Origin of the sequence: Thermoflexus hugenholtzii (genome assembly GCF_018771565.1) — a bacterium.
GTDB lineage: Bacteria > Chloroflexota > Anaerolineae > Thermoflexales > Thermoflexaceae > Thermoflexus > Thermoflexus hugenholtzii_A.
Genome location: NZ_CP076326.1, coordinates 797,011 through 810,725 on the forward strand (window position 1 = coordinate 797,011; position 13,715 = coordinate 810,725).

The window sequence follows — 13,715 nt, forward strand, 5'->3', positions numbered from 1 at the left end:
CGGTTCGCCTGAAATTGTATCCGAGAAGCCGGCGGGCCGGAGTAGGGCAACTGCTCGCAGTTGCCCTACATGCGAAAAACTGAAAACCCCTGCACGAAGCAGGACCTGCTGCTCAGCCGGTCTCCATCCCGACCACCCGAAGGAACACATCCTCCAGGGAGAGGGATTGGGGGATCAGGGCTTCCAGGTCCAGGCCCTGACCGATGAGCCAGCGGGCGAGGTCCGCCGGGCGCCGCCCCGGCGCCAGCCGTAAGATGATCCGCGCATCGGTGAAGGCGAGGAGCTCCCCCCACTCCTGCAGCGCGGCCTTCAGCTCCGGAGGGCTCGGGCGGATCTGAAGGGTCACGACGGCGGCCGCCGCCTCCCGCAGATCCAGGGTTTCCACTACGACGCCGCTCTTGATGAAGGCGACGCGATCGCAGATCCGCTCGACCTCGCTCAGGAGATGGGAGTTCAGGAAGAGGGTGACCCCCTGCGCCTTCTGCGTGAGCAGGAAATCCCGCACCAGGATCCGTCCCGCCGGATCCAGGCCGGAGGTGGGCTCGTCCAGGAAGACCAGCCGGGGCTCGTGGATGAAGGCCTGGGCCAGTCCCAGGCGCTGCCGCATCCCCTTGGAGAAGGTGCGGATGGGGCGTCGGGCATCGGCGGCCAGCCCGACCTGTTCGAGCAGCTGCGGGATCCGCCGCCGCAAGCGCGCGGGATCCACCCCGGAAAGACGGCCGTGGAACCAGAGAACTTCCTCTGCGGTGAGCCAGTCCGGGAAGGCGAAGCCTTCGGGCAGGAAGCCGATCTCCCGCCGGGCGTTTCGATCCCCCAGGGGGCGGCCCCGCACCCATCCGCGCCCGGCCGTGGGGCGGATCAGACCCAGGAGCATCTTCACCGAGGTCGTCTTCCCGGCCCCGTTGGGGCCCAGGAAACCGAAGATCTCCCCCTCCGCCACCCGGAGGGTGAGATCCGCCACGGCCACCCGCCCGGAGAACTCCTTCCGCAAACCCTCCGCTTCGATGGCCCAGGTGCCCGCCATCCCCAGCAGCCCTCCCGGTTCACCGGAGGGAGCGGGCCCACCGGATCAGCTGCTCCGGATCCGCATCGGGACCGCCAATCAGGTAGATCCCATGATCATCGCTCCAGAGCAGGAACCGGACCGGAACCATCTCCCCGTTCGGCGCTTGCATGGCTTCGGGGAAGGTGAAGAGGGTGGCCTCCCGATCGCCCAGCGCGCGCGGTTCCACCTCAAGGGTCATCCCCGGGGCCATGGGGATCGGCAGCAGCAGGGTGGTCCCCCAGTCCACGGTGTGGGCCAGGCGCCGGGCCTCCGCCGCCGGCATGCCGATGAGCCGGAGGGCCGCTTCCGCCAGCGGGCGCACATCCCCCTCCGGTTGCATGGTGTAAACCGGCGGGGCCGCATGGAGCCACCCGTAGGGAGCGCCCTGGAACTCGAACGTCCCGATGAAGGCCGGCCCCACGGTGACCGTCACCACCGTCCCTTGCAGGGCCTCCGGGACCTCCACATCCTCGGCGCCGGCGGCCCGCAGGGCCTCCCGCAGGTGCCCCACATCCACCGTCCATCGAACCGCGGTCTCGGGGATCACGCCCATCGAGGCGAAGGTCTCCACCCCGGCCGGGCGACGGACGGCGAAGCCCAGGATCCCCTCGGCTTCGGAGAGGCTCTGGACCGAACGGGGCTCCGGCGGCTCGAAGGAGACATCCCCCTCCAGGGCGCGATGGAGCGTCGGGATCGCGTTCTCGCTGAGAGAAAAGGCATAGGGGACGACCATCAGGCGTCGGAGGCGGAATCCCTGGAGAAACTCGTGGGCGGCCGCCCGTAGGGCCGGGGAGAGGATCACGGCGAGGGCGGAGAGGGTCAACAGGAGCCCTCCGATCCATATGGCGCGTGAACGCATGGGAAGACCTCCTTACCCCGGAAGGGGCGCTGGATAGCGGCACAGAGCCCGATGCCGCTGTGCCTCCTGTTGGAAAGACGAACGGCGGTGGGCTTTGGTTCCCTGGAAGCGCCGCACCGCCCATTATAGAGGCCGTGGGAGGTTCGTTCCAATCTACGCCCTGCGCGCGATCGAGGGATGGGAAGGGGCCGGGCGGGGCCTGCGCGCTCCACCCAGCCCCTTCGGGGGTTCCGGGAGAAGGGCAAGCGAAGATGCAACCGGTGCTCCGGGGTTCCGGACGCCGCCGGTCGGGGGTCGGGGAGGGCGGATCTACTTCACCATGTGCTTCTCGATGTAGGCCACCGCCTCCCCTACCGTGGTGATCTTCTGCGCGTCCTCGTCGGAGATCTCACCTCCGAAACGCTCCTCCAGGGCCATGATGAGCTCCACCAGATCGAGGGAATCGGCTTCCAGATCCTCCCGGAAGCGAGCTTCCGGGGTTACCTTCTCCGGCGGCACCCCGAGCACTTCGACGATGACGTCCCGCACCTGTTCGAACACCGTGCTCATAGAAACCTCCCGTTCGCGTTTGTTTAGGATTCTACCCGGCGTCGGAGGGACGTCAAGGCGACCTTTAGACCGGGTGCGTCCCAAAATCGTAGGACAACTGCTCGCAGTTGTCCTACAAGGCGGCCAGGCCCGACAAAATTGGGACACACCCTTCAGACCTCCGGGCGCATCCCCGGATCCCATCCTTGACATGCCCCTCCGCGCCAAAGTAAGATGATTCCGCATTGAATGCAAACACCACAGGATGGTGCATGTTACGCCTCAGGACCGGGCGGCAGGAGCGAGCCGTTCGCCTGTAGACCCAGGGGAGGAGAGCGCGTCCTTCAATGATCTCGCAGCGGAAAGCGGATCACATCCGGATCAATCTGGAGGAAGATGTCAGCTTCGGGCGGCTCACCACCGGATTCGAGCGCTTGCGGTTCATCCATCGGGCCCTTCCCGAGCTGGACCTTCGGGAGGTGGATCTCTCCACCACGTTCTTCGGCAAGCCCCTGAAGGCTCCGTTGCTGATCTCCTCGATGACCGGCGGCACGGAGGAGGCGGCCCGCATCAACCGGAACCTGGCGGAGGCCGCGCAGGCCCGGGGCATCGCCATGGGCCTGGGCTCCATGCGCGCCGTCCTGGAACACCCGGAGCTCCTGCCCACCTTCCAGGTCCGTCGCTATGCCCCGGACATCCTGTTGTTTGCGAACCTGGGGGCGGTGCAGTTGAACTATGGCTACACGGTGGATCACTGCCGGCGGGCGGTGGAGCTGGTGGAGGCGGACGCGTTGATCCTTCACCTCAACCCCTTGCAGGAGGCCCTTCAGCCGGAAGGGGATACGAACTTCTCGGATCTCCTGCGCAAGATCGAGGTCGTGTGCCGCGCCCTCCCGGTTCCGGTGGTGGTGAAGGAAGTCGGATGGGGGATCTCCGAAGAAGTCGCCCGCCTCCTCGCCAACGCCGGGGTGGCGGCCCTCGACGTCGCCGGGGCCGGGGGCACCTCCTGGAGCCAGGTGGAGATGCATCGGGCGCCGGACGAGGTGCACCGGCAGGTGGCCGCCGCCTTCCGGGAGTGGGGGATCCCCACCGTCGAGGCCATCCGGATGGCCCGCCGGGGGGCGCCGGATCTCCCCCTCATCGCCAGCGGAGGGATCCGGGACGGCGTGGAGGCGGCCAAGGCGCTGGCCCTGGGAGCTTCCCTGGTCGGGATGGCCGGGCCTTTCCTGCGCGCGGCGGTGGTCTCCGCGGAGGCGGTGCTGGAGACCATCGAGATCATCACCCGCCAGCTGCGCATCGCCATGTTCTGCGTCGGGGCGCGGAACCTCGACGCCCTGCGTCGCGTTCCCCTGATCGAGGAGCGCTGAGCCGGCCGCGCGGGGGAGGCGGCTTCGCCGATTAGACCGGGGAGGGATGTCCGGTGAGGAGCACCTGGGAATCGTTTTTCGCGGAATGGTTGCCGCCCCTGGAGGCGGAGATGCGCCAGGCGGTGGGGGAGCCGACCCATCCCGGGGAGCAACTCTTCTACGGGATGCTGATGTATCACCTGGGATGGGCCGATGCGCAGCTCCGGCCGGCCCGGGTCGATGCCGGCAAACGGATCCGCCCCATGCTCTGCCTGCTGGCTTGCGCCGCCGGCGGGGGGGATCCCGCCCAGGCCCTGCCCGCCGCCGCGGCCATCGAGCTCCTCCACAATTTCTCCTTAATCCATGACGACATCCAGGATCGCAGCGAGACCCGCCGGGGCCGTCCTACGGTGTGGGCCCTGTGGGGAGTGGCCCAGGCCATCAACGCGGGGGACGCATTGTTCGTCATCGCCCATCGCGCCCTCTGGCGCCTCCGCCAGCGGGGGGTCCCGGCGGAGCGGATCCTGGAGGTGGCGGAGCGCTTCGACGCGGCCTGTCTGATGTTGACCAAAGGGCAGCACCTGGACCTGGCCTTCGAGACGGCGGATCGGGTGACGGTGGCGGATTACCTGGAGATGATCCGGGGTAAGACCGCCGCCCTGCTGGCGGCCTCCCTGGGGATCGGCGCCCGCCTGGCGGGGTTCCCCCACCAGGAGCTGGAGGCTTTCGGGGAGGCGCTGGGGATGGCCTTTCAGGTCCAGGATGACCTCCTGGGGATCTGGGGGGATCCGGCGGTCACCGGAAAGCCCGTGGCCGATGACCTGCGGGCGCGCAAGAAGACCCTTCCGGTGATCTACGCGATGGAGCGGGCTCCGGGGTTCGCCGAACGCTATCACGCGCCGGACACCCCCCTGGAGGTCCTGCTCCGGGATCTGGAGGCGTGTGGGGCTCGGGCCGAGGCGGAGGCCACGGCCGCGGCGTTCACCCGACAGGCTCTGGAGGCCCTGGAGCGGGCCGGGCTTCGAAACCCCTACGGGGAAGCGTTGCGGGAACTCGCGCTGGCCCTGCTTTCTCGATCCCGGTGAAACCGGAGAGATCATCCCGCCGTCGGGACCCCCTCGTGGGATCCTCGCTTCACACCCCTCTGCCGCCTCGAGTTAAACTACATCCGTGCGAATCCTTTCCCCGCTTGCGCAAGGAGGCGAGATGGCCGTAGAGCGCATCCAGACCGTGGAGATCCAGGAGGAGGTCCAGCAGGCCTATCTTTCCTACGCGATGAGTGTGATTGTGGCGCGGGCGCTGCCGGACGTGCGGGACGGGCTGAAGCCGGTGCAGCGGCGCATTCTGTATGTGATGCACGAGATGGGGCTGCATCCGAACGCCCCTTACAAGAAGTCGGCCCGCATCGTGGGGGAGGTGCTGGGCAAGTTCCACCCCCACGGGGATATGGCGGTGTATGAGGCCCTGGCCCGGATGGCCCAGGACTTCACCATGCGCTACCCTCTGGTGGACGGGCAGGGGAACTTCGGGTCGGTGGATGGGGATCCGCCGGCGGCGATGCGGTATACCGAGGCGCGGCTGACGCCGATGGCGGAGGAGCTGCTGGCGGATCTGGAGAAGGAGACGGTGGAGTGGGTGGACAATTTTGATGGTTCGCTGCGGGAGCCGGTGGTGCTGCCGGCGAAGGCGCCCCAGCTGTTGATCAACGGGGCTTCGGGGATCGCCGTGGGGATGGCCACCAACATCCCCCCCCATAACCTCCAGGAAGTCTGCGACGCCCTGTGCTACCTGATCGACAACTGGGGCCGCCTGGATCGCATCACTGTCGATGACCTGATGAACTTCATCAAGGGCCCCGACTTCCCCACCGGCGGCGTGGTGTTCCGGTATGCAGACGATGGGGAGACGGACGCCTTGCGGGCAGCCTACGCGGTGGGGAAAGGGCAGTTCGTCGTCCAGGCGCGGGCGCACATCGAGGAAGCGGAGCGGGGGAAGGTCCGCATCGTGGTGACGGAGCTGCCCTATCAGGTGAACAAGGCGGCCCTCATCGAGCGGATCGCCGAGCTGGTCCGCGAAGGGCGCATCGAGGGGATCACCGATTTGCGGGATGAGTCGGACCGCCGGGGGATGCGGCTGGTGATCGAGGTGGCCCGCACTGCGGACCCCCGCCAGGTCCTGGCGGCGCTCTACAAGCACACCCCCCTTCAGACCACCTTCGGGGTCCAGATGCTGGCCCTGGTGGACGGGGAGCCCCGGCTGTTGCCCCTTAAGCGGATGCTGCAGCTGTTCATCGAGCACCGCCAGCAGGTGGTGCGCCGGCGCAGCGAGTATGAGCTGGCGCGGGCCCGGGAGCGGGCCCACATCCTGGAGGGGCTGCTCACGGCCCTGGCCCATCTGGACGAGGTGATCGCCCTCATCCGGCGCTCAAAGGATGCGGAGGAGGCGAAGGCCGGCCTGATGCGGCGCTACCGGCTCACCGAGGTCCAGGCCCTGGCCATCCTGGAGATGCCCCTCCGGCGGCTGGCCCGGCTGGAGCGGGAGAAGATCGAGGCGGAATACAAGGAGAAGCAGCGGCGGATCCGGGAGCTGGAGGATCTGCTCGCGCACCCGAAAAAGATCCTGGGGGTGATCCGCGCGGAGCTGCAGGAGCTGAAGGCGAAGTATGGCGACGCCCGGCGGACCTGGATCGCGGATCGGCCGCGGGGGGCCCTCACGGTGGAGGATCTGCTGCCCGATCAGGCGGTCTGGGTGACCATCACCGCCGGGGGCCGCATCCTCCGCGCGCCGGTTCGGGGCGGCCCCGCCTGGCCGAGCGGGGATCCGCCGGTGGCCCTGGCCCGGGGGAGCACGCGGGGGGTGGTCGTTCTGTTCACCGAGCGCGGCACCGCAGCCGGGGTGGCCGTCCATCGCATCCCGGAGGGCGAAGAGGGGGCCCCGGTTCGGGATCTGGTCCCCTTGCCGGAGGGCGAGAAGATCGTGGCGGCCCTGCCGATGCCCGGCCGGATCAACGGGAACGGAGCCGGGCCTTACGTGTTCCTGGTCACCCGGAACGCGCTGTGCAAGCGGATCGCCTGGGCGGACCTGAACCGGCCGGGCGCCTTCCCGGCGATCGGGGTGGCGGAGGACGACGCCCTGGTCGCGGCCTTCACCACGTGGGGGGAGGGAGAGGTTCTCCTGGCCACCGCCGCCGGACAGGCCATCCGCTTCGCCGAAGAGGAGGTTCGGGTGATGGGTCTGAGCGCCGCCGGGGTGCTGGGCATCAAGTTGGGGGAGGACGACCGCGTGATCGGGGCGACCCTGGTGAAGCCTCAGGGAGATATCGTCGTGGGGATGGCGCAGGGATTCCTCAAGCGGACAGCGGCGAAGGAATATCCCCGCCAGGGCCGCTACGGCGTGGGGGTCCAGACCGCAACGGTTTCCGCGAAGACCGGCCCCCTGGTGGCGGTGGCCGCGGTGGAGGAATCGGAGACCCTGTGGGCGGTGGGCAGCCGGGGCACGGTGAAGGCCGTGAAAGTGAAGGAGCTCCCGCGCTCCGGTCGGGCGCGGCCGGGGACGCCGGCCCTTTCTTTGAAGAGCAACGAGACGCTGGCCCGCCTGATCGCTCCGGCCGTCTACGAGAAGCCGGCAGGCCAGAAGGAGCAGCGCGCCCGGAACCGCCGCTGAGCGGGCAGGGGGCCCTTTTGTCGAAGGCGAGGGCTTTCGCCCCGAACCTTCGATCCTGGAGGCCGAAATGAATTTCGGCTTACGTAGGAGGGGCTTTCGCCCCGAACTTTCCGCCTGCGATGACCCAAGGTTCGCGGCGAAAGCCGCTCCTACTCCTACAATTCGTTTCATTGTGAGGGTGATCCTGGATCCGGGAGGAGGCCGTGGCGGAACGGATGCTGGCGGCCCGGTTGCATGGGCCGGGGGATCTGCGGCTGGAGGAGGTGCCGGTGCCGGAGCCCGGGCCGGGCGAGGTGGTGATCCGGGTGGAGCGGGCGCTGACCTGCGGGACCGACGTGAAGATCTTCCGGCGGGGCCGGCATCCGGCCCTGGGCCCGTTGCCCTCTCCCTTCGGCCATGAAGTGGCCGGGGAGGTGGTCGCGGTCGGGGAGGGGGTGACGGATTTCCGGCCCGGGATGCGGGTGGTGGCGGCCAACTCCGCCCCCTGCGGATCGTGCCGCATGTGCCAGCGGGGCGAGTTCAGCCTTTGCCCTCACCTCACGTTTTTCTTCGGGGCCTTCGCCCAGTATGCCCGCATCCCCGCGCCCATCGTCCGGGTGAACCTGTATCCGATCCCGGACTCCCTCCCGGCGGCCGCCGCGGCCCTGGTGGAGCCCCTGGCCTGCGCCCTCCGGGGGGTCGAGGCCGCGGAGATCCGGCCCGGGGAGACGGTGCTGGTGCTGGGGGGCGGTGCCCTGGGCCTGATGCTGGCCCATCTGGCGCAGCTCCGGGGCGCCCGTGTGGCCCTGGCGGATCCCCATCCGGAGCGCCGGGAGGCTGCCCGATCCATCGGCGTGGATCTCCTCCTGGATCCTCGGGATGCCCTCGCGGCGAAGCTGGAGGAGGCCTTCGGAGAGCGGCCCGATGTGGTCATTGAAGCGGTCGGGCGGGTGGAGGCCTGGGAGGCGGCCGCGGAGCTGGCGCGGCCGGGCGGGCGCGTGATCCTGTTCGGCGGCTGCCCGGTCGGCACGCGGGCCTCCTTCGACACCGCCCGCCTGCACTATCAGGAGCTCACCCTGCGCGGGGTTTTCCATCACCATCCTCGATTCGTCCGCGCTGCCCTGAGCCTGCTGCGCGCGGGGCGGATCCCGGTGGATCTCCTGATCAGCGGGGAGCTTCCGCTCACGCGCCTGTGGGAGGCCTTCGAGCGGATGGAGCGCCGCCAGGGGTTCAAGTTCGCGATCGACCCGTGGTCTGACGGGTGAGCGAAGAGGATCCTTCCTGCCGTAGCCACTCCACGATCCGCTGATCCGTGCGGGGGAAGGCGTAGCGGTCCAGCTCCGCGATGGGCACCCAGCGGACGTCGGCGCAGCCGATGGGTTGCGGGGTGCCGGAGAGGATGCGGCATCGGAAGACGTGGAGGGTGATGCGCATGTGGGTGTAGGTGTGACGGAGGGTCAGCAGGGGCTCTCCCACCTCCACCTCGATCCCCAACTCTTCCCGGAGCTCCCGCCGCAAACACTCCTCCAGGCTCTCGCCGGACTCCACCTTGCCTCCGGGGAACTCCCACAATCCCCCCAGCATGCCTTGCAGGGGCCGCTGGGCGATCAGCACCCGGCCGTCCGCCTCGATCACCCCTGCCGTCACGTCGTAATGGGGGAGCATCCGTCGGGGAGCCCGAACCGGGAAGGCTTTCGGATTCCCCTGGGCGTAGGCGGCGCAGAAGGCGCGGAGGGGGCACTCCGGGCAGCGCGGGGATTTGGGGGTGCAGAGGGTGGCGCCCAGATCCATCAGGGCCTGGTTGAAGACGCCGGCCTGCCCGGACGGGAGCAGGCGTTCCGCCCGTTGCTGGAGCTGCCGCCGGCCCGCCGGGCGTCGGGGATCCTGCTCGAAGGCGAACAGGCGGGCGAGCACGCGGATGGCGTTGCCATCCAGAGCGATGAGGTCCTGGCCGAAGGCGATGCTGAGGATGGCCGCCGCCATATAAGGGCCGACCCCCGGCAGGCGCCGCCACTCCGCCAGGGTGCGGGGGAACTCTCCGCCGCGTTCTTCCATCAGGCGGCGGGCCGCTTCGTGCAGGTGGCGGGCCCGGGCGTAGTAGCCCAATCCCTCCCAGGCCTTGAGCACCTCCTCCAGGGGCGCGGCGGCCAGATCCTGCAACGTGGGGAAGCGGGCCAGGAACCGCTCGTAATACGGGATGACCGTCTCCACCCGGGTCTGCTGCAGCATCGCCTCCGCGACCCAGACGGCATAGGGGTCCTGCCGTCGCCGCCAGGGCAGGTCGCGCCGATGGGTTTCATACCAGCGGAGCAGCGCCTCCCCGATGGCGCGTTCTACGTCGGAGATCCCGGAGGACTTTCCTTCGCGCTCCATCGCCCTCGTCCGGCCCTGTCTCGGGTTCCTGAGAGAGAATTGTCCTCCGGAGCGTGGGAAGGCTCAACTTCGTCGGATCGGTGAGGAAGGCGCGGTGGGGGCATAAGGGGAAGGCCTCGCCCCCACCGCTTTCCGGGAGGCCTGGATCCGTTACGAGGCGCGGGCGTGGCGGACGAGGAGCCAGGCGGAAGGGAAGGCGAGGGTCGCCAGGAGGAGCTTCAGAAGATCGCCGGGCACGAAGGGCAGAAGACCCAGGGCCAGCGCGCCCTTCGGGCCCAGGAAGCCCCCGACGAACCAGGCCAGCCACGGCAGACCGAAGAGATAGATGACGGCGTTGCCCGTTAGCATCGCCAGGGCGGTCGTCGCCGGCCGTCGATCCCATCCTCGCTCTGCCAGCCAGCCGGTGACGAACGCGGCGGCGATGAACCCGATGAGGTAGCCCCCCGTCGGCCCCCGCAGCCGGGCCAGCCCGGCCGCTCCTCCGGCGAACACCGGCAGGCCAAGGGCTCCCTCGAGGAGATAGACCGCCATGCTGAGGGCTCCCCGCCGGCTCCCCAGGGCGGCCCCCACCAGCAGCACCGCGAAGGTCTGGCCGGTGATGGGCACCGGAGTGAAGGGCAGGGGGATCTCCACACGGGCCATCAGCGCGGTGAGCAGGCTGCCGCCCAGGATCAGAACCGCATCCGCCAATCGCTGCTGCGCCCGGGTCCGGCGCAGCGCCGCCGGGATCAGAAGATCGCTGAGCACCATGAAGACTTCCCTCCACAACGTGCTCTGAGACCCCCATCCTAATGTCCCGCCGGGAGCGCGTCAAATCCGCAGGAACGCCGCACCGGGCGCGTCCGTTTTTGCTGATCAATTGCAGCGAAAAAGGGGCCCTCGAATTACGCATCCTTCCAAACATTCGTTAAGATTTGCGGCGGAGATCTCCTCGCAACGAGGCGCTTATGGACGATCCTCTTGCGCCCTTCTGGAACGCTCGCGGGATCGCCCTGGTGGGGGCGAGCGCGCAGCCGGTTAAGCTCAGCTATGGCGTCCTGCAGAATCTGGTGCGCTCGGGATATCCCGGGCGGATCTATCCGGTGAACCCGCGGGGGGGTGAGATCCTGGGCCTGCCCGTTTACCGCTCCCTGGCGGAGGTCCCGGACCCGGTGGACCTGGCGATCTTGATGGTCCCTGCGGAACAGAGCGTGGCGGCCCTGGAGGCCTGTGGGCGGCGGGGGATCCGGGCGGCCATCCTGGTGGCTTCCGGCTTCGCCGAGCGAGGGGGGGAAGGGCGGGAGCGGGAGGAGGCCCTGCGGGCCATCGCGCGTCGCTATGGCTTGCGGTTCATCGGGCCGAACGCCGTCGGCCTCATCGACACGCGGATCCCTCTGAACACTACGTTCATCCATCGGATGCCGGAGCCGGGGCCGGTGGGCCTGGTGTCACATTCCGGCGCCGTGTGCGGCGGGCTCCTGGACTGGGGGGCCGCGGTGGGGATCGGCTTCTCCCGGGTGATCAGCCTGGGCAACCAGGCGGATATCGACCTGGCCGACGCCCTGCTCTCCCTGATGGCGGATCCGTTTACGCAGGTGGTGGCGGCGTATGTGGAGGGGATCCGCGATGGCCGTCGTTTCCTGGAAGCGGCCCGTCGGGTGAGCGAGCGCAAACCCCTGGTGATCCTGCGGGCGGGACGCACGCCGGAAGGAGCCCGCGCGGTGGCCTCTCACACCGGGGCGCTGGCCCTGCCGGAGCGCATCTTCCGGGCGGTCGCCCGCGCGGTGGGGGCCATCGTCGTGGATTCTCTGGAAGCCCTGATGGACGCCGCCCTCGCCCTGGCGATGCAGCCCCCGCCTCCGGGACCCCGGGCGGTGATCCTGACCAACGCGGGGGGGCCGGCGGCGATCGGGGCGGATCACCTGGCCCGCTCCGGGTTTCAGCTCGCTTCGCTCTCAGAAGACACTCAGGAAGCCCTCCGGAAGGTCACGCCGCCTCAGGCTTTCACCGGGAACCCGGTGGATCTGATGGGGGGTCCGCAGCCCTCCCATTACGCGCAAGCCCTGGAGGTGCTGTTGCGGGCGCCGGAGGTGGACGCGGTGATGGCCCTCTTCGTCCCGCAGGCGGTCACCTCCACCCGGGAGGTCGCCGAGGCCATCGGGCGCGCGGCCTCCGGGAGCCCTCGGCCGGTGGTGGGGGTGATCTTCGGCGGCACGGAGGCCCTCGCAGCGGCCCGGGTTCTCCACCGGGCCGGGGTTCCCCATTTCTTGACCCCGTGCCGGGCAGCGTTCGCCCTGGGCGTCCTGCGGGAATGGGCCGGGATCCGGCGCCGTCTACAGGCGCCTATCGCGCCTGCTCAACCCCTGGATCGGGGACGCGCAACGGCCGTGCTTCAAGAGGCGATCGCCTGGGGGAAGGATCGGCTGGATCCTCAGGCCGGAGCGGAGCTGGCAGCGGCGTGGGGCTTGCCCGTGCCCCCTTCCGGGCTGGCCGCGACCCCCGAGGAGGCCATCGCGCTGGCTGAGCGCATCGGCTATCCGGTGGCCCTGAAGCGGGTGGCCCCGGGGTTGATCCATAAGAGCGCGGAGGGCGGGGTGATCCTGAACCTCTGGAAGCCCGACGAGGTGCGCGACGCGTTCTCCCGGCTGATCCGTCCCGGGGAATATGCGCTGATCCAGCGCATGGCCCCGTCGGGCCTGGAGCTCATCATCGGCGCCTACCGGGACCCCCTCTTCGGCCCGGTGGTGATGTTCGGGGCCGGTGGAGTGGAAGCGGAGCTCCGGGAGGACGTGGCCTTCCGGCTGGTGCCCTTCAGCGAGGCGGAGGCAGAGGCCATGCTGGAGGAAACGACCATCGGTCGCCGTCTGCTGCAGGGCAGCCGGGAGGGACGCCTGGAGCGACCGGAGCGCGTGCTCGAGATCTTGCGGCAGGTCGGCGGGATGATGCAGGAGCATCCCGAGATCGCGGAGATCGATCTCAACCCGCTGATCGTGGGCCGCCCGGGGGAGGGCGTCCATGCCGTGGATGTCCGGGTCATCCTCGTCCGGGAAAGCCCGGTCCCGGAGGCTGCGCTCTCCTTCAGGGGTTGAAAAGGGCCTCGCCCGTTTCCGTGATGTCCCCTCATCGTTGCCTCCGAATGAGGCTCCGGAGGATCCTCCCGGCGCCCATTCGAACAAGGCGCAACATGGGAGCGGGGCGCAGCAGCGCTGCGCCCCGCCTGAACCTCAAAGAGGAAGGGGCGCCAGGGCCCTATCCGGCTGGGGGCACAGTGGGGAGGGGGGCGCCGTTCAGGTTGCGGAGCACCTGGATGACTTTCCCCTGGATCTGAACGTTCTCCTCGGGGAGCACAAGGGGTTTCATGGATGGATGGGCGGGCTGAAGTCGGATGCGCCCCTGCTCCGGCTCATAGTAGACGTGTTTGAGCGTCGTCGCCTGGCGATCCCGCAGCCAGACCACCGCCATCTCCCCGTTCTCAACCCGGGCCGCAGGCTTCACCACGATCAGATCGCCATCCCGGACCAGGGCGTCGATCATCGAATCCCCGCGCACACGCAGGACGAAGAGCCCGTCCGTCTCGAGGAGCCAGAGGCGAGGGATGAGGATCCATCCTTGCGGCTCCGCATCCGGATTCGGGATGGGATCGCCCGCCGCGATGAACCCCATAAAGGGCAAGGAGATCAAGTCCTCCGATGGGGTCAGCCCGTCGGGCCACTGACGGAGCCGGATCCCCCGGGATCGCCGGTCGAACCGCTGGACCAGGCCCGCCTCCTCCAGCCGGCGCAGATGATAATGCACCAGAGACGTGGAGGAGATCCGCAACCCCTTCTGGATCTCCCGGACGGTCGGATAGGTCCCCTGCTCCCGATGCCAGCGGACGATGAACCGGTAGATCTCCATCCGCAGATCCCGCCGCGCCTGCACCCGCCGCCTCTGTTTCATCGGA

General features: G+C 69.1%; 11 protein-coding genes. 5 read left to right on the forward strand and 6 right to left on the reverse strand.

Going from position 1 to position 13,715, the window contains the following annotated elements:
- Positions 1–112 precede the first annotated feature (112 nt).
- The 3 genes from KNN16_RS03665 to acpP all read right to left on the reverse strand — a co-directional run bounded on the left by KNN16_RS03665 (position 113) and on the right by acpP (position 2,453).
- Positions 113–1,024, reverse strand: a complete 912-nt coding sequence (locus KNN16_RS03665; protein WP_303898929.1) for an ABC transporter ATP-binding protein — start codon at positions 1,022–1,024, stop codon at positions 113–115.
- Between the two features lie 19 nt (positions 1,025–1,043).
- Positions 1,044–1,904: a hypothetical protein gene (locus KNN16_RS03670; RefSeq protein ID WP_303898931.1), complete on the reverse strand. Its 861-nt coding sequence runs from the start codon at positions 1,902–1,904 to the stop codon at positions 1,044–1,046.
- A gap of 309 nt (positions 1,905–2,213) precedes the next feature.
- Positions 2,214–2,453 (reverse strand): acyl carrier protein, encoded by a 240-nt coding sequence (gene acpP, locus KNN16_RS03675; RefSeq protein WP_088571244.1) that lies wholly within the window; start codon positions 2,451–2,453, stop codon positions 2,214–2,216.
- 326 nt (positions 2,454–2,779) lie between these two features.
- On the opposite strand from acpP, the gene fni reads away from it, so the two are divergent.
- The 4 genes from fni (at position 2,780) to KNN16_RS03695 (ending at position 8,685) form a co-directional block, all read left to right on the forward strand.
- Positions 2,780–3,799, forward strand: coding sequence for a type 2 isopentenyl-diphosphate Delta-isomerase (gene fni, locus KNN16_RS03680; protein ID WP_303898934.1), 1,020 nt, complete (start codon positions 2,780–2,782; stop codon positions 3,797–3,799).
- Between the two features lie 53 nt (positions 3,800–3,852).
- Positions 3,853–4,863: a polyprenyl synthetase family protein gene (locus tag KNN16_RS03685; protein WP_299283037.1), complete on the forward strand. Its 1,011-nt coding sequence runs from the start codon at positions 3,853–3,855 to the stop codon at positions 4,861–4,863.
- 121 nt (positions 4,864–4,984) lie between these two features.
- Positions 4,985–7,441: a DNA gyrase subunit A gene (gyrA, locus tag KNN16_RS03690; RefSeq protein WP_303898939.1), complete on the forward strand. Its 2,457-nt coding sequence runs from the start codon at positions 4,985–4,987 to the stop codon at positions 7,439–7,441.
- A gap of 203 nt (positions 7,442–7,644) precedes the next feature.
- Positions 7,645–8,685, forward strand: a complete 1,041-nt coding sequence (locus KNN16_RS03695) for a zinc-binding dehydrogenase (RefSeq protein WP_303898942.1) — start codon at positions 7,645–7,647, stop codon at positions 8,683–8,685.
- Here KNN16_RS03695 and mutY read toward each other — a convergent pair.
- Entirely contained in the window at positions 8,651–9,793 is a 1,143-nt protein-coding gene (mutY, locus tag KNN16_RS03700; protein ID WP_303898945.1) for an A/G-specific adenine glycosylase, read from the reverse strand. The genes KNN16_RS03695 and mutY overlap by 35 nt on opposite strands.
- Before the next feature lie 150 nt (positions 9,794–9,943).
- Positions 9,944–10,543 carry a biotin transporter BioY gene (locus KNN16_RS03705; protein ID WP_303898947.1) on the reverse strand — a complete coding sequence of 200 codons (600 nt, stop codon included), beginning with the start codon at positions 10,541–10,543 and terminating at the stop codon, positions 9,944–9,946.
- A gap of 197 nt (positions 10,544–10,740) precedes the next feature.
- Between KNN16_RS03705 and KNN16_RS03710 the strand changes: the two genes are divergently transcribed.
- On the forward strand, positions 10,741–12,861 hold the full coding sequence (locus KNN16_RS03710) for an acetate--CoA ligase family protein (protein WP_303898950.1): 2,121 nt from the start codon (positions 10,741–10,743) through the stop codon (positions 12,859–12,861).
- A gap of 160 nt (positions 12,862–13,021) precedes the next feature.
- Here KNN16_RS03710 and lexA read toward each other — a convergent pair whose 3' ends face one another.
- The gene (lexA, locus tag KNN16_RS03715; protein WP_303898953.1) at positions 13,022–13,711 is read right to left on the reverse strand and encodes a transcriptional repressor LexA; all 690 of its coding nucleotides are present in this window, start codon (positions 13,709–13,711) and stop codon (positions 13,022–13,024) included.
- Positions 13,712–13,715: the final 4 nt, after the last annotated feature.

What these genes read in the sequence shown, in the direction of transcription:
- KNN16_RS03710 (WP_303898950.1), top strand. Translation starts at nt 10,741, where the DNA reads ATGGACGATCCTCTTGCGCCCTTCTGGAACGCTCGCGGGATCGCCCTG.
- lexA (WP_303898953.1), bottom strand. Translation starts at nt 13,711, where the DNA reads ATGAAACAGAGGCGGCGGGTGCAGGCGCGGCGGGATCTGCGGATGGAG.
- acpP (WP_088571244.1), bottom strand. Translation starts at nt 2,453, where the DNA reads ATGAGCACGGTGTTCGAACAGGTGCGGGACGTCATCGTCGAAGTGCTC.
- gyrA (WP_303898939.1), top strand. Translation starts at nt 4,985, where the DNA reads ATGGCCGTAGAGCGCATCCAGACCGTGGAGATCCAGGAGGAGGTCCAG.
- KNN16_RS03705 (WP_303898947.1), bottom strand. Translation starts at nt 10,543, where the DNA reads ATGGTGCTCAGCGATCTTCTGATCCCGGCGGCGCTGCGCCGGACCCGG.
- KNN16_RS03665 (WP_303898929.1), bottom strand. Translation starts at nt 1,024, where the DNA reads ATGGCGGGCACCTGGGCCATCGAAGCGGAGGGTTTGCGGAAGGAGTTC.
- mutY (WP_303898945.1), bottom strand. Translation starts at nt 9,793, where the DNA reads ATGGAGCGCGAAGGAAAGTCCTCCGGGATCTCCGACGTAGAACGCGCC.
- KNN16_RS03670 (WP_303898931.1), bottom strand. Translation starts at nt 1,904, where the DNA reads ATGCGTTCACGCGCCATATGGATCGGAGGGCTCCTGTTGACCCTCTCC.
- fni (WP_303898934.1), top strand. Translation starts at nt 2,780, where the DNA reads ATGATCTCGCAGCGGAAAGCGGATCACATCCGGATCAATCTGGAGGAA.